Below are 22,511 nucleotides of genomic sequence, written 5' to 3'. Positions count from 1 at the left end.
GTGGCTCGGTTACTGCCGCAGCGGTGTCGATAACCTGTGCGGCTTGTACTCGCGCCCGCTTTTGCGCAGTGCTTCACTAGGCGTGAGCGGTGCTGTCCAGTTGAGCAACTGTTGTGCCTTGCTGGAATCAACTACCAACGATGCGCATAACGTGGAATACATAGGGTACTTGCCCACCAGTCTGGCCACCCAACGCATCAGCCAGTCGGGCACCGGCACCAAACGGGCCCGGTCCCCCATGCTGGCGGCCAGTTGGCAGACTATCTGAGCCGTGGACATATCTGCGCCATCGGAAACCAGGAACAGTTCATTGGCGGCGGCGGGGTGCTCGATACACCGCGTGATGAAGTCCAGCAGGTTGTCGAGTGCAATCATGCTGCGCTTGTTATTGATCAGCGCAAAGGGCAAAGGAAAGCCGGAGGCCACCCACTTCAACAAGCGGGGAAAGTTTCTGGGAGCATGGGCGGCATAAACAAGCGGTGGCCGGATAATCACAAGTTCCATGGCCGTGCCTTCAAACAACGCCATTAGCCCCCGCTCGGCCTCAAGTTTGGACCGTGCATAGTCGTCCTCGGGGGCCGGTATCGAACGTTCGTTGAACGGAGCATCTGTTGTGCGTGACCCATTGACGCCAATGGAACTGATGAAGATGAAGCGCTTTGCCCCGCCTGCCAGTGCCTGTCGGGCCAGGGCCAGAGTCCCTTCGACATTGGTTTGCCAGAGCTGGGCCCGTTGGTGGGCGCTGCTGCTGAGTGTCTTGAGATGGGCGGCCACATGGATCACTACGTCAACGCCTTGCAGGGCGGCGGACCAATCCGTGGTTGCGCAGCAATCGCCCACTGCAATCAGCGGGGCAGGGGATGGCGCGGTTGGGGGCGTCCGGCTCGTGCCTGAAACATCGTGGTTTGTCCCGGTCGTTAACTTTCCCAGCAGCGACTTTCCTATATAGCCGGTCCCGCCCGTAACGAGTATTTTCATAATCTTCCTGATAGTGATGGTCAAAGACTTAGTCCGCTCTTTTTTTGTGGACGGACGTTGTTCTTTTTTAACGGAGGCAGGTGCTTTTCAATAGAGTAGTTTTTTTTGTGGATAACTGTCTAGTGAACTAATGAAGGACTTTCTATTTTTTATCATTTGTGTAACGGGTGAGCGGTAAAGTTTTATATGTCGGCGCACCTAATGTCATGTAATTCAATGGGTTGTGTGCATTTCGTCCGTCGGACACCAAAGTCAATTAACAGATGAACTGATCAGAAAGTGTAAATGTGATGATACATATAAAGGGTGGATGTCCGGTGAACGCAGACCTCCGTTTCTGCGTTCGTATTGCAATTTTGAAATGAGTGGTGCTCTTTTAAACAGTGCGATCAGCCCAAGTCCAAACACAGACAAACGGTGTCGACGAGTTCCCGAATGACTCTCATTTCTGACTCAACTTAAAAGATGCCTGAGGCGTCCATGCGTTGATTCGCGCCGTTATCCACGTGCGGCTGTGCGCAAGCACACTCTCGGCCATTGCAGTGGGGAAATGAATAAACCCATGGGGGCAAGACGGTAACAAGTGCACCTCAACAGGTGCGGATTTGATCCACCGCCGTGCTATGTCGAGGGTATCGTCCCGCAATGGGTCCAGCTCGCCGACAAACATGAGCGCTGGCGGAAAGTCCGTAAAGTCGCCATACAGCGGCGACAACGGGGGTTGCCGCCGTTGCTCATCATCCAAGCCCGGTGTCAGCATGCGAAACGCTTCAACCATGCCCGGCCCGTCCAGCACCAGCGTTTCCGGGGGCGCTGTGCGGACGCTCGCCGTTCCCGTCAAATCGTAGACACCGTAATACAACAGCGCACCGCTCACCCGCCGAAGCAGATCGGGCGATTTTTTTAACGCCAGCAACGTTGCCGCCGCAAGATGAGCCCCTGCCGATTCACCCACGACGATAACGGGCAGGTCAGCAAACTCTCCAGAGTCGTCGCTCAGTAGCCAGCGAGCCGCAGACAGGCAGTCCTCCATCAGCCCTTCAATCGGGGTCGATACCGCAAGCCGGTAATCCACCGAAACGACCGTGACGTCACACGTATTGACCATGGCGAGGTTAAGATCGTCGTTCATCTGCGGATTACCGATCACCCATCCGCCCCCATGGAAATCCAGTACCACGCCCTTTGCTTGACCTTTGGGCCTGATGATCCGAACGGGCACCGGGACGCCGTCACCAATCAGTCTGGTTTCAGCCTTGAGCCCATGCTTGAGCAATTTACCCGTGCGACCGATCTGGCCGGCGCGCAACAACCCCTGAATCACCCGTGGCGTGATGCGATTGCGAATCCGAAAGCGCGGCAACCAGGCGAGCTTTTCATTGAAACTACGTGCTTGCTGCAACGCCTGCTCGTCAGCAGGCCAAGGCGCTTGAGTCTCTCGTTCGAAATTCGTCATCAGCGGTTATTGCGCAAGATGGAAAGATTCAGGGCCCCGGCGACACTCAGCCATGCCAGGTAAGGAAGCAGAATCAGGCCAGCGATCACATCAAGCTGCATGGCCAGCACCACCATCGTCGCGACCACCATCCAGAGCAGCGTCAGGATGACCATACCGGCGAAAAGTTGGTGCGCACCGAAAAACACCGGTGTCCACAGCGTATTGAGGGCAATCTGCGCCGCCCATAACGCCAGCGCGGTCTGACTTCCGGGGATCAGGGACAGCCTGTACCCGGCCCAGGCAAGCAACAGATAGATAATCGACCACGCCACCGGAAACACCCAGTTGGGAGGTGTGAAGCCGGGTTTCGTCAGCGATTCGTACCACTGGCCCGGCTTGAAAAGGATCCCTGTGCTGGCGGCGGCACCGCAGGCCAGAAGAAAAATAAAAAAGGTCATCACCAATCCTTAGCTGAAATCAGCTTTCCGGGGTAGCAGAGCCATGTCGGCAGTACCAAGAAAGGACGCCTGGGGACGCGAAAAGTTTGGATGGGAGAATGACATTTCTCAGGCTGGCTTCGACATAGCCGCTGAACGCGCCTGGAATGCTGCGGATTTTTCGGGTTTTGTGTGGGCGTGCAGGGTGAACTCGTATGGTTCGTTCAGAATGAAGAGTCCGAGAACGTTAAGGCAATAATCTCCATGTCATTCGTGACTTTCAAGCAAAAGCCATTTGCTTCTGCGGTGCTTATTCTTCCATGCGCCCCTCCGTACACTGCGGCCATCTTTTACTGAACCTCAATACAAGCCTTTTCAGCAGTGGCTTGCAGCGTGAGGTACTTAACGAGGCAAGCATGAAAAAAGTTCTGTTTCTCAACGGCGGCAAACAATTCGCTCATTCCGATGGCCGCTACAACGGCACATTGCATGAAGCCGGTCTGGCGTTTCTGGATCGTGCAGGCTTCGACGTCAAAGAGACGTTCATCGATGGCGGCTACGACATCGCCGAGGAGGTGCAAAAGTACCTGTGGGCCGATGTCATCATTTATCAGATGCCAGGCTGGTGGATGGGCGCGCCCTGGACCGTGAAAAAATACATCGACGAAGTCTTCACCCAGGGCCACGGCACGTTGTACGCCAACGATGGCCGCACCCGTTCCGACGCGTCGCAGCGTTACGGTAGTGGCGGATTGTTGAAGGGCAAGCAGTACATGATTTCTGCCACCTGGAATGCGCCGCAACAGGCATTCGATGATCCGGCGGATTTCTTCGAAGGCAAGGGCGTGGATGCGGTTTATTTTCCGTTTCACAAGGCCAATGAGTTTCTGGCCATGACCGCCTTGCCCACGTTCCTGGCGGTGGATGTGATGAAAGCCCCTGATGTCGAGTCTGACGTGAAGCGTTATGAGGCGCATCTGGCCAAGGTGTTTGCCGTGGCTGTCTGATGGCGGGTCGGGGCACGGCGGTCACGGAAATGACCGCTGCGGCCCGAGGTCAACACCGACGCTGCTCTTTGCGTTGAACACCGCTACTATCGAGCCTGGCTTGAGTGGGGAGCGACAATGAAGGCGCGTTCTGATGAGTTGCAGGTATTCATCTCGGTGATTGAAAGCGGGTCGATTTCCGCTGCCGCCGAACATATCGGACAAACCCCGTCGGCCATCAGTCGGACCTTGTCACGGCTTGAGGCCAAGCTGGAAACCACACTGATCAACCGCACCACGCGGCGCATGGACCTGACGGAAGAGGGCAAATTCTTTCTGGAAAGGGCCAAGCTTATTCTGGCCCAGATGGAAGAATTGGAAGAACGCCTGTTCATGCGCCATCAGGCACCGGCCGGACGTCTGCGAATCAACGCGGCGTCGCCTTTCATGCTGCACTCAGTGGTGCCCTACATTGCGGAATTTCGGCAGCTGTACCCGGACATCCAGCTGGAACTCAACAGCAACGACCTGATTATCGACTTGCTGGAACAAAGCACCGACGTCGCCATCCGCATCGGCACCTTGGCAGATTCCACACTGCACGCGCGCTCGCTGGGCAGTAGCCCGCTGAATATCCTCGCCAGCCCGGCGTATCTTGCACGCCATGGCACGCCAGACAGCGTTCAGGCCCTGGATGGGCATGTGTTGCTGGGCTTCACCCAAACCGAAACCCTCAATCATTGGCCGCTACGCCATGCCGAGGGTGACCGATTGCTCATCAAGCCCGCCATCTGCGCATCCAGTGGCGAGACCCTGCGCCAACTGGCGCTGGCCGGTGAAGGCATCGTATGCCTGTCGCACTTCATGACCCACGAAGACATTCGTCTGGGTCGGCTGAAGATCATCCTGCCCGATGCCAATACCGGTTATCGCCAACCGATCAACGCCGTGTACTACCGCAACTCGCAGCTGGCCTTGAGGATTCAGTGCTTTCTGGATTTCATTCAGCAGAAGATGGCGGGGTATGCGGTTTAGCGCAGTGTAGGCGTTTGCACGGACACCCCTGACACCACCGTGGGACCGGCTTTAGCCGGGAAGGGGTATGTCAGGCGACGCCGATGCAGCGAAGGTCCTGGCCTCTTCCCGGCTAAAGCCGGTCCCACGGGCTGACGAACCATTCCCGGTTAAGCCGGCCCCAAGGAGGAGGCCGGCAGTTAGCCGTTACGCTGCCACAAACTGCTCGGCGTAGTGGCAGGCAACCTGGCGGTTGTCCACCAGACGCAAGGCCGGTTCATCGGTGGCGCAGCGCTCGGTCGCATACGGGCAGCGCTTATGGAACGCGCAGCCGCTGGGCGGGTTGAGCGGGTTGGGCAGCTCGCCAATGATCTTGATCTTGGGTTTGAGCGGATCAGGATGAATGGTCGGTGTCGCGGACAGCAGCGCCTGGGTATACGGGTGCAGCGGACGGTTGTAGATCTCTTCCTTGGGGCCCATTTCCGCAGGTCGACCCAGATACATCACCAATACCGTATCGGCCACGTGACGCACCACGGACAGGTTGTGTGAGATGAACACGTAGGCGGTTTTGAACTCTTGCTGCAAGTCCATGAACAGGTTCAGCACCTGCGCCTGAATCGACACGTCCAGCGCCGATGTCGGTTCGTCCGCTACCAATACCTTGGGTTGCAGCATCATGGCCCGAGCCAGGGCGATACGCTGACGCTGCCCCCCGGAGAACATGTGCGGATAGCGATGGTAGTGCTCAGGGCGCAAACCGACCTGGGCCATCATCGCCTGCACTTTCTCGCGCCGTTCGGCGGCGGACAGGTTCGTGTTGATCAGCAGCGGTTCGCCCAGTTGATCACCGATTTTCTGGCGAGGATTCAACGAGGCATACGGGCTTTGGAACACCATCTGCACGTCTTTGCGCAATTGCTTGCGTTGTTCCTTGGTGGCGCCGGTGACTTCGTTGCCCGCGATTTTCAGCGAGCCGGATGACGGCTCCTCGATCAGGGTCAGCGCCCGTGCCAGGGTCGACTTGCCACAGCCGGACTCACCGACCACGGCCAGCGTCTTGCCCGCTTCCAGCTCGAACGATACCCCATTGAGGGCGCGAACCAGCGCATGGCCCTTGAACAGTCCGCGGGAGACTTCGTAGTGACGGGTGAGGTCACGGGCGGTTAGGACGACGCTCATTACGCCACCTCCTGATTCAAGGGATAGAAGCAACGGGCCAGGCTATGGGCTTTCGGGTCCAGGCCGGGGCGCTGGGTCCGGCAGTTATCCTGCACGTACGGGCAGCGGGGCGAGAGCAGGCAGCCTTGCGGGCGGTCGTAACGGCCGGGAACCATGCCCGGCAAGGTCGCCAGACGTTCAGCACCCATGCTGTGCTCTGGAATGGCCGCCAACAGCGCTTCGCTGTACGGGTGACCGGGCACGTCGAACAGGCCGGGAACATTGCCGACTTCAACCGCTTGACCGGCGTACATCACGCACACGCGCTGGGCGGTTTCGGCCACCACGGCGAGGTCGTGGGTGATCAGCACCAGCGCCATGTTCTGCTCTTTCTGCAGGCTCAACAGCAGGTCCATGATCTGCGCTTGAATGGTCACGTCCAGCGCAGTGGTCGGTTCGTCGGCGATAAGCAGTTTGGGTTCGCCCGCAATCGCCATGGCGATCGCCACACGCTGGCTCATACCACCGGACAGCTGGTGCGGATAGGCATTCAGACGCGCAGCGGCGCCCGGGATTTCCACTTTTTCCAGCAGTTCAAGGGCGCGCTGACGTGCCGCCTTGCCCGACATGTTCAGGTGCTGACGCAGGACTTCCTCAATCTGAAAGCCCACGGTGTAGCTGGGGTTCAGCGCCGTCATCGGGTCCTGAAAAACCATCGCCATGTCTTTGCCGATGATCTTGCGACGCTGACGTGCATTGAGTTGCAGCAGCTCTTTGCCATCGAAGTTCAGGGAGTCGGCAGTGACCACGCCGGGGTGATCGATCAGGCCCATCAGCGCCATCATGGTCACGGATTTACCCGAGCCCGATTCGCCAACGATGGCCAGGACTTCGCCTTTCTCGACGCTGATGGACAGGCCGTCGACAACCGGCACCGCCGTGGCGTCGCCGAAGCGGACGTTGAGATTCTTGATTTCTAGAAGTGACATACGAATCTCCTCAGGCGGCATTTTTGAGTTTCGGGTCCAGCGCATCGCGCAGCCCGTCGCCCATCAGGTTGATTGCCAGCACGCTGAGCAAAATGGTCAGACCGGGCAGGCTTACCACCCACCAGGCACGTTCGATGTAGTCCCGGGCCGAAGCGAGCATGGTGCCCCACTCAGGCGTCGGTGGTTGTACGCCCAGGCCCAGGAAGCCCAGCGCGGCGGCGTCGAGAATCGCCGAGGAGAAGCTCAAGGTCGCCTGCACGATCAGCGGCGCCATGCAGTTAGGCAGCACGGTGATGAACATCAGGCGTGGCAATGTGGCGCCCGCCAGGCGTGCAGCGGTCACGTAGTCGCGGTTCAGTTCGCCCATCACCGCAGCACGGGTCAAGCGAACGTAGGAAGGCAGCGACACAATGGCGATCGCGATGACGGTGTTGATCAGGCCTGGGCCGAGGATTGCCACGATGGCCACCGCCAGCAGCAGCGAGGGCAGGGCGAGCATGATGTCCATCAGGCGCATGATCGAGGGGCCGAGGATACGCGGGAAGAAACCCGCCAGCAGGCCCATGAAGATGCCCGGGATCAACGACATCACAACCGATGACAAGCCGATCAGCAGCGACAGGCGCGAACCCTGGATCAGACGCGAGAGCAGGTCGCGACCCAGTTCGTCGGTGCCCAGGATGAACTGCCATTGGCCGCCTTCAAGCCAGACCGGCGGGGTCAGCAGGAAGTCGCGGTATTGCTCGCTGGGGTTGTGCGGCGCGACCCAGGGTGCGAACAATGCGCAGAACACGATCAGGATCATGAACATCAGGCCGGCAACGGCACCTTTGTTCTTGGCAAACGCTTGCCAGAATTCTTTGTACGGCGAGGGGTAAAGCAGGCTTTGATCGACTGCTACCGAAGGCGTAGTGGTGGTCATAGGAATGATCTCAGCGCTGATGACGAATGCGTGGGTTGGCAAAGCCGTAGAGGATGTCCACCACGAAGTTGACCAGGATCACCAGGCAGGCGATCAACAGGATGCCGTTCTGCACCACAGGGTAGTCCCGCGCGCCGATGGCTTCGATCAGCCACTTGCCGATACCCGGCCAGGAGAAGATCGTTTCGGTCAGTACCGCACCGGCCAGCAAAGTGCCGACCTGCAGGCCGAACACGGTCAGTACCGGGATCAGCGCGTTGCGCAGGCCGTGCACGAACACCACGCGAGCCGGTGACAGGCCCTTGGCGCGAGCGGTCCGCACGTAGTCTTCACGCAGCACTTCGAGCATCGAAGAACGGGTCATCCGGGCGATCACCGCCAGCGGAATGGTGCCCAGGACGATGGCGGGCAGAATCAGGTGATGCAATGCATCCAGAAACGCCCCTTCTTCATCGCTGAGCAGGGTGTCAATCAGCATGAAGCCGGTTCTGGGCGGTATGTCATAGAGCAGGTCAATACGCCCGGAGACCGGCGTCCAGCCCAGGCTGACCGAGAAGAACATGATCAGGATCAGGCCCCACCAGAAGATCGGCATCGAGTATCCCGCCAGGGAGATACCCATGACCCCATGGTCGAACAGGGACCCTCGTTTCAACGCCGCAATGACCCCGGCCAGCAGCCCGAGAATGCCCGCGAAGATCAACGCCGCCAGCGACAGTTCCAGGGTGGCCGGGAACAGTGCGGTGAACTCGGTCCAGACGCTGGTCCGTGTACGCAACGATTCGCCCAGATCGCCATGAGCGAGCTTGCCGACGTAATCGATGTATTGCGCATAAAGCGGCTTGTTAAGACCAAGGCGTTCCATGGCTTGGGCGTGCATTTCCGGATCGACCCGGCGTTCACCCATCATGACTTCGACCGGGTCGCCCGGAATCAGGCGAATCAGGGCGAAGGTCAGCAAGGTGATGCCGAAGAAGGTGGGGATCAGTAACCCCACTCGGCGGGCAATAAAACTAAACATCTTCTCGTGTACCTCATCGGCCGGTTAGGCGTGTTCCGGCGGGGCTCAGGTTATGAGTTCGCCGGATTATTCTTCTACTTCACCCTGGTAGTGGCGAAGTTGTTATTGGTCAGCGGGCTGATTTGGTAGCCTTCGACGTTCTTGCGCATTGCGGTAAACAGTTTCGGATACGCCAGGCTTATCCATGGCATGTCCTTGCGAACGATCTGCTGTGCCTGCTCATACAAGGCCGCGCGTTCTGCCGGATCGGTCTTTTCCCGAGCCTTGGAAATCGCTGCTTCAAACGCCTTGTTACACCAGCGGGCGTAATTCTCACCATTGCTGGCCGCGGCGCAACTCAGGTTAGGCGTCAGGAAGTTATCCGGGTCGCCGTTGTCGCCTGCCCAGCCCGCGAACACCATGTCGTGCTCGCCGCCTTTGGCGCGTTTGAGCATCTCGCCCCATTCCAGAACCTTCAGATTGAGCTTGATGCCGACTTTCGCCAGGTCAGCCTGCATCATTTGTGCGCCTAGCGCCGGGTTCGGGTTGGTGACCGCCCCGCCGTTGCGCAGGAACAGGCTGAACTCGTAACCTTCCGGTACGCCCGCTTCCTTAAGCAGTGACCGTGCCTTTTCCGGGTCGTACGGTGGATTCTTGATGTCGTTGGCATAACCCAGCAATGTCGGCGGGTACGGGTTTACGCCTACCGTGGCCTTGCCTTCGCCAAACAGCGCCCGGATATACGCTTCTTTATCAAAGGCCAGATTGATCGCTTCACGTACCCGCACATCGCTGAGGTATTTGTGTGTGGTGTTGATGGCGATGTAACTGGTCATCATGGCTTCCATCTCGTCGACCTTGAGATTGGGGTCAGCCTTGATGCTGGCAATGTCGTCCGGCTTTGGATAAAGCGCCACCTGACACTCGTTAGCCTTGAGCTTTTGCAGGCGGACATTGCTGTCCAGCGTGATGGCAAAAATCAGCGCTTCGCTGGGTACCACGCCCTTCCAGTAGTCAGGGTTGGCTTTATAGCGAACTTGGGCGTCCTTGGCATAGCGGGTCAGGATGAACGGCCCGGTGCCGATGGGTTTGCTGTTCAGCTCGCCGGTCTTGCCCGACTTGAGTAACTGGTCGGCGTATTCAGCCGAGTAGATCGAGGTAAACGGCATGGCCAGGTCGCGCAGGAACGGCGACTCGGGGCGCGTCAGCGTGAATTTGACGGTGTGGTCGTCGATTTTTTCGATGTTTTTGAGCAGCTCATTGAAGCCCATGCTTTCGAAATACGGGAAGCCGGTCAGGGATTTTTCGTGCCATGGGTGCTTGGGGTCCAGCTGGCGCTGGAAGCTCCACAGCACATCGTCGGCGTTCATTTCGCGGGTGGGCTTGAAGTAATCGGTGGTCTGGAACTTGACGCCCTTGCGCAGGTGGAAGGTGTACGTCAGGCCGTCTTCACTGATGTCCCAGCTCTCGGCCAGGTTCGGTTCGGTTTCCGTGGTGCCGGGCTTGAACGCCACCAGTTTGTCAAAGAGGGTTTCTGCCGTCGCGTCGGCCGTGACCGCTGTCGTGTACTGAACGATATCAAAGCCTTCGGGGCTGGCTTCGGTGCAGACCACCAGAGGCTTTGCCGAGACGCCGACCGCGACACTCAACAGTGCCAGTGCAACTGAGTTGCGTAGAGATAACAGTTTCAATAGGAACCCTCCGTTAAAGTGACGCCTGTAAACCGGGCTGGCGCTCGCCGCCCGCCCGGCCTTGTTGATGCCGCTTACAGGATGTTGAATGGAATGGTGGTGACCAGACGGAATTCATTCAGGCTGCCATCCGCCTGGAATTCGCTGGCGCGGTGCGTGGTGTAGGTGGCGCGAACGGCGGTCGCCTTGAGCGGGCCGTCTTGTACCGTATAAGACGTACCAACGCCATATTCGTAGTGCTTTTCACCGTCCATGTTCTTCACGTCATAGGCAGTGCCTTTGTAGTGAGTACCGTCGATGCCCCAGCCACGCGCCTGATAGATGTTGAACTTCAGACCCGGCACGCCGTATTGCGCCATGTTCAGCACGTAGCCGATCTGCAGGGATTTCTCGTTCGGGCCGTTGAAGTCCGAGAGCAGGGAGTTCGCCAGGAAGATCGCGTTGGTTTCGTGGGCGTAGTCGAAGTATTCGTTACCGTCGACTTCCTGATAGGCCAGGGTCAGGCTATGGGCCTGGTGGGTTGCGGTAAAGGACAGGCTGTAGGTGTTGTTGTCGATAGGGCCCAGTTTGCGCTGACCCGAATCCTTGGTCTTGTAGTAGTTCAGGCTGGAGCTCAGGCCCAGTACATCGGTGTCACCCAGTTCGTGGGTGAACGCGAAGTAGTATTGGTGCCAGAAATCTTCCACGTTCGAGGCGTAGAGGCTGGTGGTCAGGCTCTCGAACGGCTTGTAATCGACGCCGGCCATGTCGATGCGATCGGAAAAGGCCGTGGTGCTGGCGTATTCAGAGCGGAACTTGGTCATGCTCTGTTCGGTACGGGGCGAAACCCGGTCGAAGCTGCCCGCCTGGAACGACAGGTTGTTGAACTCGTCGCTCTTGAGGGCGAAACCGTTGAAGCTCGATGGCAGCGCACGGTTGCCAATGTAAGCGATAACCGGCGTGTTCACCGACTGGCGGCCGCCGGTCAGGGTGGTGTTGGAGATGCGCGCCGTGACGTTGGCCAGGCCCATTTTGCTCCACTGGCCTACGGCGTCACCGTCGTTTTCGGTCAGTGTGCGGTTGGAGCCCCCAGCCATGTCCTTGCGGTCGCGGTCCAGAGCGATGGCGTTGTACAGCGCCAGCTCCGTGCTGAAACCGACCGTGCCTTGAGTGAAGCCCGAGGTGTAATCAACGATGGTGCCTTGCACCCAGTTGATCCGGCGCGACGTAGGTGTCGGTGTGTCACCGCCTTTGCGGTACGAAAAGCTCGTATCGCGACGACCCAACTCGTTGGCGTACCAGTTGCGCGTGGTGCCGGTCAGGTGTTGATCTTCAAAAAAGCCGTTGGCCTCGGCCTGTGCGTTTTTCGAGCTGAGCTCAGTGGGCACAAACGCCTGGCTGGTGGACTCTGCCTGGGCCATCGCGCTCAATGTAGCGAGGGACAAGGCGACTGCGGCGGTGTTGACTTTTTTCACGGTGACGCTCCCTTTACTGCTTTTATTAACGCCAGTTTTTATGGGCTGGCTTGATGGCACCGGGCTTATGGCCCTGTTTTTTATCGAAAACATGAATCGCTGGAACAGTGGAACGCGCTGCCTGCGGAAAAGGCAGCGAGTCCGAACGGATCAAACTGTTTATTCGGTGACGCTGACGCCGGAGAAGTTATTGCGGCCGAACGGGCTGACGTGGAAGCCCTGGACTTCGGCGCGCAGCGGCTGGTTCACCGTCGAGTGTGCAATCGGCGTGATCGGCACTTGTTGTTTCAGGTAGTGCTGCGCCTGTTTGTAGAGGTCGGTGCGCTGGCGCTTGTCAGCCGTGGCGACGGCGGCCTTGACCAGTGCGTCGTATTTTTCGTCGCACCACATCGAGTAGTTGTTGCCGCCAATGGACGCACAGCTGTACAGCGTGCCCAGCCAGTTATCCGGGTCCCCGTTGTCGCCGGTCCAGCCGATCAGCGAGATGTCGTGCTCGCCATTCTTGGTGCGCTTGAGGTATTCGCCCCATTCGTAGCTGACGATCTTCACCTTGATGCCGACCTTGGCCCAATCGGCCTGCAGCATCTCAGCCATCAGCTTGGCATTCGGGTTATACGGGCGCTGAACCGGCATGGCCCAGAGCGTCAGCTCGGTGCCTTCCTTGACGCCCGCGGCGCGCAGCAGTTCTCGGGCTTTTTCCGGGTTATACCCGGCATCCTTGATGGTGTCGTCGTAGGACCATTGGGTCGGCGGCATGGCATTGACGGCCAGTTGGCCCGCGCCCTGATACACCGCATTGATAATGGCTTGCTTGTTGACCGCCATATCCAGCGCCTGACGCACGTGCAGATTGCCCAGTGGTTCATGACGCACGTTGTAGGAGATGTAACCCAGGTTGAAACCGGCCTGTTCGATGACCTTCAGTTGCTTGTCGTCCTTGAGGGCCTGAACGTCGGCAGGACGCGGATTGAGCGTTACCTGGCATTCGTTCTTCTTGAGCTTTTGCAGGCGGACCGAGGCGTCGGTGTTGATGGCAAAAATCAACTGATCGATCTTCACGCGGCTCGGGTCCCAGAACTCTTTGTTGCCCTTGTAGCGAATCTGCGAGTCTTTCTGATAACGCTGGAATACAAACGGACCCGTGCCGATGGGCTGCTGGTTGATGTCACGCATGTTGCCGGCGGCGAGCAACTGGTCGGCGTATTCGGCGGATAGAATCGAAGCGAAGTTCATCGCAACGTTCTGGATAAAAGCCGCATCAACCTTGTTGAGCGTGAAGACAACGGTCAGCGGGCCGTTTTTTTCGACTGACTTGATATTCTTGTTCAGGCCCATGCTGTTGAAGTACGGAAATTCCGTCGGGTAAGCGACACGGAATGGATGATCCGGCTTGAGCATGCGGTTGAACGTGAACAGCACGTCGTCCGCATTGAAAGTGCGGCTGGGCTTGAACGTCGCGTTGCTGTGAAATTTCACGCCTTCGCGCAGGTGAAACGTATAAACCAGACCGTCGTCCGAGACGTCCCAGTTTGTCGCCAGGGCCGGAACAACGCCCGTGCCGCCTTGTTCGAACTCGGTAAGCCGATTGTAGATAGGCTCGGCCGCATCGTTGTCCGTGCCCGATGTGTATTGGGCAATGTCGAAACCGGCAGGGCTGCCTTCCGAGCAGAACACCAGACTGCTGGCCGCCTGGGCAAAAGGTGCGCTGGCCAGGCCAAGTCCGAACAATGACGCCGTGACGATATTTTTATTCATGATGCTCCATATCCTTCAACGAGTGAGCAGCGAACGGCGGACGAACTGAAACTGTCCAGCGTTAATTGCTGACAAAGGAAAACCTTCAATCCGGAAATCTTCCTGATTGTTTTTAGAGTAATGACGGCAATGACGGCCGACTTCGAAGGTATGTCCGTCGAGTGATGCAGTAAATGGAAATTATGGCGACACGAGTCGTAGGGATAAGTCGTGTATGAAGTAGGAAATTTCCACAACTAACTAACAGCCATTATTGAGTGGCTGACGAGTACGACTCAAAAACGTGATTGCACCGCCGCAGCGGTGCAATCACATGATCGTTATTTGCCGCTGACGCTCACGCCGTAGAAGGAGTTCAGACCAAACGGGCTGATCTTGAAATCATGAACGGAAGTGCGCATTGGCTGGTAAACCGTCGAATGCGCGATAGGCGTCATCGGTACGGCTTCCTTGAGCAGATGCTGAGCCTGTTTGTACAGCTCGGTGCGCTTGGCCTGGTCCGGCGTTTCCTTGGCCTGGTGGATCAAGGTATCGAACGGCTTGTCACACCATTTGGCAAAGTTGTTGCCATTAATAGCGTCGCAACCAAAGAGAGTGCCGAGCCAGTTGTCCGGGTCACCGTTGTCGCCGCTCCAGCCAATCAGCATGGCGCCGTTTTCACCGGCTTTGGCGCGCTTGATGTACTCGCCCCATTCATAGCTGACGATCTTGGCGTTGATGCCGATCTTCTTCCAGTCCGACTGAAGCATTTCAGCCATCAACTTGGCGTTGGGGTTGTAAGGACGCTGAACCGGCATCGCCCACAGGGTGATCTCGGTGCCTTCCTTGATGCCCGCCTGCTTGAGCAACGCCTTGGCTTTTTCAACATCGTACGGTACATCTTTGATGGTGGTGTCATACGACCATTGGGTCGGCGGCATGGCGTTGACGGCCAGTTGGCCCGCGCCCTGATACACGGCGTCGATGATGCTTTGCTTGTTTACTGCCATGTCCAGCGCCTGGCGTACTTCCTTGATAGCCAGCGGGTTTGGCCTGTCTTCGCCTTTGATCTTGTCCATCGTGTTGTAGGCGATGTAACCCAGGTTGAAACCTGCCTGTTCCGGCATCTGCAGGTCTTTGTCAGCCTTCAGGGGGGCAAGGTCGGCCGGGCGTGGATACGCCGTGATCTGGCATTCGCCTTTTTTCAGCTTCTGCGCACGTACCGATGCGTCGGTAGTGATCGCGAAGATCAGGTTATCGATCTTCACGTCTTCAGGCTTCCAGTAACTCTTGTTTCCGGTGAAGCGGATGTTGGAGTCTTTCTGGTAGCTCTTGAACACGAACGGGCCAGTGCCGACCGGCTTCTGGTTGATGTCTGCGGCCTTGCCTTCCTTGAGCAGTTGGTCTGCGTATTCAGCGGACTGAATGGAGGCAAAGCTCATCGCCATGTTCTGGATGAAAGCCGCATCAACGGTCTTGAGGACAAACTTGACAGTATGGTCGTCGACTTTCTCGATCTTGGCGATGTTGCTGTCCATGCCCATGTCGGTGAAGTACGGGAACTCGGTCGGGTACGCTTTGCGGAACGGCATGTCCTTGTCGATCATGCGATTGAACGTGAACAGCACGTCATCGGCATTGAAATCGCGGGTCGGCTTGAAATACGGCGTGGTATGGAACTTGACGCCTTCACGCAAATGGAAGGTGTAAGTCAGCACGTCCGGGGAAATGTCCCAGCTCGTTGCCAAACCTGGAACAACAGCGGTGCCGCCACGTTCGAATTGGCTCAAACGGTTGAAAATGGTTTCTGCCGACGCGTCGAAATCAGTGCCGGTCGTGTATTGGCCTGGGTCGAAACCGGCCGGGCTGCCTTCGGAGCAGAACACAAGGTTCGATGCCGCGTGAGCGAAAGGAGCCGCAGTCAACATACCTGCGCTGAGTAGAAACGGAATGACCGCTTGTTTGAGCATGGTGGCCTCAGTTGTTGTCATTTTTTAAGAGAGGGTCAGACCTTGTGAGTCCGACCTGACGGATAGTTATGCAGGGGCCATACCCAAAGCAAGAAGATGACGTCAAAGAAGACACAATGTGTGGCACGATCGTACAGGAATGTCGCAAAAGTATAACTTATGACGCATTTGATCGTTTGCGCGTCGCTTTAAGGACTGTTTCATGCACCAACTGCGCGCAACCGAACGTGGCAAATGCACCCGGTTGGCGCGCTGGTGTTACCTATTATTCCAATTGGTCCGGCTTATTGGTCCAGGCTGACGCCGTAGAAAGGCGTGAGGCCAAAGGGGCTCAACTTGAAGTTCTGCACCTCTTTGCGCATGGGCTGGAACACCTTGGAATTGGCAATCGGCGTGATCGGCACCTGAGCCTTCAGAATGTGCTGGGCCTGTTGGTAAAGCTTGATCCGCTCGTCGCGATCCGTGGTCAGCTTGGCTTGTTGCACAAGCTTGTCGTAAGCCGGGTCACACCACTTGGCGTAGTTGCTGCCCTTGACCGCTGCACAGCTGTACAACACACCCAGCCAGTTGTCCGGGTCGCCATTGTCGCCCGTCCAGCCGTAAATCATCACATCGTGTTCGCCGGCCTTGGCGCGCTTGATGTACTCGCCCCACTCGTAACTGACAATGTTGGCCTTGATGCCGATCTTCGACCAATCGGCCTGGATCATCTGCGCTGACATGCGCGCATTGGGATTCGACGCACGTTGCACGGTCATGGCCCACAGGTTGATCTGGGTTCCCGGCGCGACCCCGGCTTCCTTGAGCAGCTGTCTGGCCTTGGTGGGGTCATACGGCGCATCTTTTACGGTCGGGTCGTAGCTCCACTGGCCCGGCGGTATGGCGTTTTCGGCTAACTGACCGGCACCCTGATAAACCGCTTTGATGATCGCCGGCTTGTCGATGGCCATGTCCAGCGCCTGACGGACCTTGAGCTGATCCAGAGGCGGGTGGGTCACGTTGTACGCCAGGAAGCCCAGGTTGAAACCGGGCTGGCTCAGCACCTTCAGGTTCGGGTCTTTCTGCATCAGCTCGATATCCTGCGGGCGCGGGTAACCGCTGACCTGGCATTCGCCCGCCTTGAGCTTTTGCAGGCGCACGGCGGCGTCGCTGTTGATCGAAAAGATCAGGTGATCGAGTTTGACGTCTTCAGGTTTCCAGTACGCCTTGTTGGCGTCGTAGCGAATCTGCGAGTCCTTCTGGTAGCGCTTGAAGACAAAGGGGCCGGTGCCGATGGGCTTTTGGTTGATGACCTCGGCCTTGCCCTGTTTGAGGAGCTGGTCGGCGTATTCGGCCGACTGAATCGAGGCAAAGCTCATGGCCAGGTTTTGCACGAAGGCTGCATCGATGTTGTTCAGGTGAAACCTGACGGTCTGGTCGTCGACTTTTTCCAGGTTCTTGATGGTTTTGTTCATGTCCATGTCAGTGAAATAAGGCGACTCGGACGGGTAAGCCTTGCGAAAGGGCTGGTTGGCGTCCAACAGCCGATTGAACGTGAACAGCACGTCGTCGGCGTTGAAGTCCCGGGTGGGCGTGAAGTAGTCGGTGGTATGGAATTTCACCCCGGGCCGCAGGTGGAAGGTGTAGGTCAAACCGTCGCTGGAAACATCCCAGCGGGTCGCCAGGCCGGGTTCGACTTCAGTGCCACCGCGCTTGAACTGAGTCAGGCGATTGAACACCGTTTCGGCCGAAGCATCGAAATCCGTGCCGCTGGTGTACTGGCTCGGGTCGAAGCCCGCGGGGCTGGCTTCAGAGCAATACACAAGCGTGCTGGCGGCGTGGGCAAAGGGCATGCAAGCCATCAGCGCAGAGGTGAGCAGCAGCGGTCTGAATAACGTGGGTGTCATGGAATCCTCGCGAAGTGCGGCATTAGCCGTGCCTGAATATCGACAAACGATAGGCATCGGATAGTGCCGCACTGGAGGGGTTCCGACAAACTTCTTGCGGCGCTGCGCCTACTGGTCAAGATCGGTCAGGGCATCTTATTTCCCGGTGATGATGTTCCACACGTCTTTCACGGAGGTGACGCCAGAGAAGATGCTCAGGAAACTGCTGCTCTCGTTTTTGAACCGCGTCAGACCTTTTTCTGCGCTCGCTCGCACTTCTTTATGGACGTTATCCAGCTCGCTCTTGCTTGCCGCCCGGTTGACGAGCTTTGAATTGCTTTGCGCCCACTCGCTCACAAGGGCGTCTTGCCAGTCACTGTCCATGGGGTGGACGAAATAATTCGCGGCAACCTGCGCCGGGTCTTGGGCGCCGGGCTTGCCGTGCCATTGGCCCTGCATGGCCTGACTCACGTGGAGCACGGCCTTTTCCGCCAGAAGCGCGGCCAGGGAATGCAGTGGGTGCTCGCCATGGTCTTTGGCCAGTTGCGAATGCGAGGGGTTTGTCGAGCCACTGGTGTTGGGATCATCCCCCAATGCGGTCTGCACATCGTCCACGCTGTTGCCGAACAGCACGGTCAAACCCTGCACGGCGGTCCCGATGGCATTGCCCGCAATTCTCGCGGGGGTGCCGATGATGGCAAAGATTTTTTCGGCTTGTTCCGAGTACTCAAGGCTTGCCCAGTCATCACGGGCATGCAGGAATGTCTGATGGGCGTCAAACCACTTTTGATCGGGGTGTTCGCCAAGCAGGATGTCGATGATCTGATCGCGCTCGTAGCGCACCCCAGCCTGGGTGGCCTCGAAGGGTTTGTCATCCGTCGAAAACAAAACCTTGCCCAACGGGGCCGCCAGGCTGGCGATGATATCGCTCCCGCCGAAGGTGCCGGTCACCAATGGCAAACCATGCTTGCAGTCAGCCCTGGACGTCCACGGCAGCACCTCGGTGTAGCCGAGCTTGCGCAGGCTCAGTTCGACGAAATTTGAATGGGCGAAGAAATCCTCCAGCACATGCAACGCGGAACCGAAGGCCCTCAGGCCGTCGGGAGAATCCGGACCCTGATTCATTGCCGTGTTCATTTCGCCGGTCATGAAGTCAACGGAGCGCTGGATATAGATTTTCATCGACGTTTCAGGGTCGACTTGCAGTGATGCGTCGTCAGGCGCTACCCAGTCTTCGAAGTCGGCATCGATCTGTCTGGGATAGGTGCGTTCAGCGTTGGCGGGCTTGGGGTTGTCGATGTGTTCGCTGGGGCGATAGACGCCGAGTTTTTCGGGCGTTACGACAAACGGGGCGCGTTCCTGGCTCATCAGATCGGTAAATTCCCGGACCGCCAGTACGTCAACGATTTTGGTCAACGCCTCTCTGGACAGCACGTCCGGGAAGTTCTTCGGTGTGCCGACCGCCCGGACAATTTTCGGGTCGAGCAATTGCGAGTAGTCCCGCAGCCAGTTGCCGTAGTAAATGGCGCGTATCTGATACGGACTGAAGCCCGCCGTCTCCAGCACTGCTTCAATGGATCGATGCGTGGCGTGTTGTTCGCTGCCCTTTCCCGCGTCGAAGCGCAGTGGCGTAGGAAGGGGCTCAAAGCCGGTTTCGGGGTTCTCAGATGAGGGGTGAGACAGAGACGGCCCATCGGTGTAAAGGTTTTCGGCGTTGCGGTTTGCAGGATTCATCCGTGATTCCCTTGAGGTTGAACGCGAGCGTGCAACCGCCATCGACCGATGGCCTGCGACGTACGCGTTAGAAAGATTGGGTGTAACGAGGGTTGAGTTTACGGCCTGCGAAATTTGGGTGAATCAGCCTGTTCGCCGAGCGTTGTAGGCCAAAGAGACGCGGGTGTAGCGAGGTGTCGGCAACAGGGGCGGGAAGCGGCGGCAACTCAAGGTTGCCGCCGCAGGCATCAAGGCATTGTGACTTCGATCACGCCGTCGGCGGTAACCGTCACCTGGCTGGTGCCGGCTTCGACATCGGGCGTTGGCGCGGCATCAGAGCGTTCAGCCTTCATCATCATGACCTGCGCACGCATGTAGGGCTGCGGGTAGCCCGAGGTGTTGAAGTTCAGGTTGATGACTTTGTAGCCGGTGCCGCCGAGCGCGTCGGTCAGCAATTGTGCGCGAGCCCTGAACGCTGTTACCGCTTCCTTGAGCAAGGCGTCTTCGCTGGCCTTGCGGGTAGGTTTGGCGATGGAGAAATCCATGCCGCCCATTTTCATGTCGCCGAGCATTTCCCCGGTGAGTTTGGACAGCGCGGCGAAGTCGGCGCTTTCAAGGCGTAACTCGGCGCGTTCACGCCAGCCGGTGATTTTCTGCCCTTTGTCGTCGTAAACCGGATAGCTGCTGCGGTTGCCCTGGCGGATCGTCACGCCGTCGACCTTGCGCGCTTGGGCAAGGGCCTTGTTCACGGTCTCGGTCACGCCCGCAGCAAGCTTGGCCGGGTCTGTGTCCTGAGCTTCGGTGTACAGCGTGACATTCATCAGATCCCGGGCGACCTCCTGGTCGACTTCGGCGCGCACGGAAATCTGGTTGTAATGAACGTCTTCAGCCATGGCGGGGGCGCTGGACAGCGCAGCGGCGCCAAGGGCGAAAAGAGCGGCAGCAGGACGAAGGCTGAACATGGAAACTTCCTTTTAGCGAATGATGGGCGGGCAGGGCCGTCGATGATCGGTCGAGGGCACGGTATCAGACTTTGAGTACCGGTTGAGGTTCCGGCCATCCCCCGCCGCTACAGAGCCGGGTGGGAGCTCACGAGCCCTGCGAGGCAGAAATTTCGGGACGCGACGAGAATGGCGATGGCTGCCTGGCGTTGCTTGTGAACGCCTGCGTGGGCATCGCAAGGTACATCCGGGGAAAGGCGTTCTGATGAAACATCCCTCACTTTTCGCAGTTTTCACACGCGCTTGGTTATACTCGCTGCGATTCGCCTGGAGCACTCATCAGGAGAGCTCATGCTCGCCCCCGTACAACTGTTGTCCGCTACTCGCCAGAACCTCTGGCGCCTGACACTTATCCGCATGCTGGTGCTGGCCGCGCAGGCTGGATCGGTAGGGATTGCCTACCTGTTTCATTTGTTGCCGCTGCCCTGGATGCAACTGGCGATCACCCTCGGGTTCTCCATGGTCTGGTGTGCCCTGACCGCCATTCGGCTGCGTACGTCGCTGCCGGTGACCGAGCTGGAATACGCGGTGCAATTGGCTTTCGACCTGTTGATTCACAGCGCGCTGCTGTATTTCTCCGGCGGCTCCACCAATCCGTTTGTTTCTTACTATCTGGTGCCGCTGACCATTGCTGCCGTCACGCTGCCCTGGCGCTTTTCGCTGATTCTGTCGGGCATAGCGCTGGCGCTGTACACCTTGCTGCTGGTGCAGTTCTACCCGCTGGACACGCTGCCCATCGCCCGGGAAAGCCTGCAGGTTTACGGCATGTGGCTGAGTTTTGCGCTGGCGGCCGCGGTGATCACCTTCTTTGCCGCGAAGATGGCCGAAGAGCTGCGCCGCCAGGAACAACTGCGCGCCGAGCGGCGTGAAGAGGGCCTGCGCGATCAGCAACTGCTCGCCGTGGCGACTCAGGCCGCAGGCGCTGCCCATGAGTTGGGCACACCGTTGTCCACCATGAGCGTGCTGCTTAAAGAGATGCGTCAGGATCATCACGATCCGGCGTTGCAGGAAGATCTTGCCGTGCTGCAAGAGCAGGTCAAGCAATGCAAGCTGACCTTGCAGCAACTGGTCCGCGCCTCGGAGAACAATCGGCGTCTGGCGGTGGAAAAACAGACCGTGACGCACTGGCTGGATGAAGCCCTCAACCGCTGGCACTTGATGCGTCCGGAAGCCAGTTATCGTTTTCTGTTGCTGGGCACCGATACTGCGCCCATGCTTGCGCCGCCGCCGGACTTGACCCAGGCATTGCTCAATCTGTTGAACAACGCCGCCGACGCCTGCCCGGAAGGGCTTGAAGTCAGTCTGGGATGGGATGCCGAAGAAATCTGTATCAGTATTCGCGACCACGGTGCCGGGGTGCCGCTGGCCATTGCCGAACAAATCGGCAAACCTTTCTTTACCACCAAAGGCAAAGGCTTCGGTCTGGGCCTGTTCCTGAGCAAGGCCAGCGTGACCCGCGCGGGCGGTTCGGTAAAACTCTACAGTCATGAAGAAGGCGGCACGCTCACAGAGCTGCGCCTGCCCCGTGATGCCCGAGGAGATATGAATGAGTGACGAAATCCAGGTCGAAGGCGAAGAGCTGCCTCATCTGTTGTTGGTTGATGACGACGCAACCTTCACCCGAGTCATGGCGCGAGCCATGAGTCGGCGAGGCTTTCGCGTCAGCACCGCAGGTTCCGCTGAAGAAGGGCTGGCCCTGGCTCAGGCGGACATCCCGGAATTTGCGGCGTTGGACTTGAAGATGGATGGCGATTCCGGTCTGGTTTTGCTGCCCAAGCTGCTGGAGCTGGACCCGGATATGCGGGTGGTAATCCTCACTGGCTATTCGAGCATTGCCACGGCGGTTGAAGCGATCAAGCGTGGTGCGTGCAACTACCTGTGCAAACCGGCAGACGCCGACGACGTACTGGCTTCGCTGCTGTCCCAGCATTCCGATCTGGATACCCTTGTGCCGGAAAACCCCATGTCGGTGGACCGTCTGCAATGGGAGCACATTCAGCGTGTGCTGACCGAGCATGAAGGCAATATTTCCGCCACTGCCCGTGCGTTGGGCATGCACCGACGGACCTTGCAACGCAAGTTGCAGAAACGCCCGGTACGTCGCTGACCCTCGCATAACCCTGTTCAAGGATGATCGTGTCGAGCGCTCGGGCTTAAT

The 22,511-nt window shown here is 58.2% G+C and carries 18 protein-coding genes; 4 read left to right on the top strand and 14 right to left on the bottom strand.

From position 1 onward, the window contains the following. Positions 1-9: 9 nt before the first annotated feature. The 3 genes from ACP7B0_RS19660 to tspO form a co-directional block, all read right to left on the bottom strand. Positions 10-1,002 (bottom strand): NAD-dependent epimerase/dehydratase family protein, encoded by a 993-nt coding sequence (locus ACP7B0_RS19660; protein ID WP_426143275.1) that lies wholly within the window; start codon positions 1,000-1,002, stop codon positions 10-12. Between the two features lie 418 nt (positions 1,003-1,420). Continuing rightward, positions 1,421-2,434, bottom strand: coding sequence for an alpha/beta hydrolase (locus ACP7B0_RS19655; protein WP_426143274.1), 1,014 nt, complete (start codon positions 2,432-2,434; stop codon positions 1,421-1,423). Continuing rightward, the gene (gene tspO / locus ACP7B0_RS19650; protein WP_426143273.1) at positions 2,434-2,874 is read right to left on the bottom strand and encodes a tryptophan-rich sensory protein TspO; all 441 of its coding nucleotides are present in this window, start codon (positions 2,872-2,874) and stop codon (positions 2,434-2,436) included. The genes ACP7B0_RS19655 and tspO overlap by 1 nt, the downstream gene beginning before the upstream one ends. 395 nt (positions 2,875-3,269) lie before the next feature. On the opposite strand from tspO, the gene ACP7B0_RS19645 reads away from it, so the two are divergent. Continuing rightward, positions 3,270-3,860, top strand: coding sequence for an NAD(P)H-dependent oxidoreductase (locus ACP7B0_RS19645; RefSeq protein ID WP_426143272.1), 591 nt, complete (start codon positions 3,270-3,272; stop codon positions 3,858-3,860). Positions 3,861-3,977: 117 nt separating this feature from the next. Then, positions 3,978-4,874: a LysR substrate-binding domain-containing protein gene (locus ACP7B0_RS19640; protein WP_426143270.1), complete on the top strand. Its 897-nt coding sequence runs from the start codon at positions 3,978-3,980 to the stop codon at positions 4,872-4,874. Between the two features lie 186 nt (positions 4,875-5,060). Here the strand turns inward: ACP7B0_RS19640 and ACP7B0_RS19635 are convergent, their stop codons facing one another. The 11 genes from ACP7B0_RS19635 to ACP7B0_RS19585 form a co-directional block, all read right to left on the bottom strand. Further along, the gene (locus tag ACP7B0_RS19635; RefSeq protein WP_426143269.1) at positions 5,061-6,035 is read right to left on the bottom strand and encodes a peptide ABC transporter ATP-binding protein; all 975 of its coding nucleotides are present in this window, start codon (positions 6,033-6,035) and stop codon (positions 5,061-5,063) included. Continuing rightward, entirely contained in the window at positions 6,035-7,003 is a 969-nt protein-coding gene (locus ACP7B0_RS19630) for an ABC transporter ATP-binding protein (protein ID WP_426143267.1), read from the bottom strand. The genes ACP7B0_RS19635 and ACP7B0_RS19630 overlap by 1 nt, the downstream gene beginning before the upstream one ends. 10 nt (positions 7,004-7,013) lie before the next feature. Beyond that, the gene (locus tag ACP7B0_RS19625) at positions 7,014-7,925 is read right to left on the bottom strand and encodes an ABC transporter permease subunit (protein WP_426143266.1); all 912 of its coding nucleotides are present in this window, start codon (positions 7,923-7,925) and stop codon (positions 7,014-7,016) included. 10 nt (positions 7,926-7,935) lie between these two features. Beyond that, positions 7,936-8,946 carry an ABC transporter permease subunit gene (locus tag ACP7B0_RS19620; protein WP_426143265.1) on the bottom strand — a complete coding sequence of 337 codons (1,011 nt, stop codon included), beginning with the start codon at positions 8,944-8,946 and terminating at the stop codon, positions 7,936-7,938. Between the two features lie 74 nt (positions 8,947-9,020). After that, positions 9,021-10,616: an ABC transporter substrate-binding protein gene (locus ACP7B0_RS19615; protein WP_426143264.1), complete on the bottom strand. Its 1,596-nt coding sequence runs from the start codon at positions 10,614-10,616 to the stop codon at positions 9,021-9,023. Between the two features lie 74 nt (positions 10,617-10,690). Further along, positions 10,691-12,070: an OprD family porin gene (locus ACP7B0_RS19610; protein WP_426143263.1), complete on the bottom strand. Its 1,380-nt coding sequence runs from the start codon at positions 12,068-12,070 to the stop codon at positions 10,691-10,693. Between the two features lie 159 nt (positions 12,071-12,229). After that, on the bottom strand, positions 12,230-13,825 hold the full coding sequence (locus tag ACP7B0_RS19605; RefSeq protein ID WP_426143262.1) for an ABC transporter substrate-binding protein: 1,596 nt from the start codon (positions 13,823-13,825) through the stop codon (positions 12,230-12,232). Between the two features lie 320 nt (positions 13,826-14,145). Beyond that, positions 14,146-15,774, bottom strand: a complete 1,629-nt coding sequence (locus ACP7B0_RS19600) for an ABC transporter substrate-binding protein (RefSeq protein ID WP_426143261.1) — start codon at positions 15,772-15,774, stop codon at positions 14,146-14,148. Between the two features lie 284 nt (positions 15,775-16,058). Further along, positions 16,059-17,660 (bottom strand): ABC transporter substrate-binding protein, encoded by a 1,602-nt coding sequence (locus ACP7B0_RS19595; protein WP_426143259.1) that lies wholly within the window; start codon positions 17,658-17,660, stop codon positions 16,059-16,061. A 135-nt stretch (positions 17,661-17,795) separates the two neighbouring features. Next, positions 17,796-19,373 carry an HET-C-related protein gene (locus ACP7B0_RS19590; protein ID WP_426143258.1) on the bottom strand — a complete coding sequence of 526 codons (1,578 nt, stop codon included), beginning with the start codon at positions 19,371-19,373 and terminating at the stop codon, positions 17,796-17,798. A gap of 227 nt (positions 19,374-19,600) precedes the next feature. Then, positions 19,601-20,314, bottom strand: a complete 714-nt coding sequence (locus ACP7B0_RS19585) for an SIMPL domain-containing protein (RefSeq protein ID WP_426143257.1) — start codon at positions 20,312-20,314, stop codon at positions 19,601-19,603. 330 nt (positions 20,315-20,644) lie between these two features. On the opposite strand from ACP7B0_RS19585, the gene ACP7B0_RS19580 reads away from it, so the two are divergent. Beyond that, positions 20,645-21,907 carry an ATP-binding protein gene (locus ACP7B0_RS19580; protein ID WP_426143255.1) on the top strand — a complete coding sequence of 421 codons (1,263 nt, stop codon included), beginning with the start codon at positions 20,645-20,647 and terminating at the stop codon, positions 21,905-21,907. Beyond that, positions 21,900-22,460, top strand: a complete 561-nt coding sequence (locus ACP7B0_RS19575) for a response regulator transcription factor (RefSeq protein WP_020293127.1) — start codon at positions 21,900-21,902, stop codon at positions 22,458-22,460. Before ACP7B0_RS19580 ends, ACP7B0_RS19575 begins: the two co-directional genes overlap by 8 nt. Positions 22,461-22,511 lie beyond the last annotated feature (51 nt).

Origin of the sequence: Pseudomonas sp. DWP3-1-2 (assembly GCF_049896285.1) — a bacterium.
Classification (GTDB): Bacteria; Pseudomonadota; Gammaproteobacteria; order Pseudomonadales; family Pseudomonadaceae; genus Aquipseudomonas.
The sequence above is the reverse complement of the archived record's forward strand: the minus strand, read 5'-3'. Positions and strand labels throughout refer to the sequence as shown.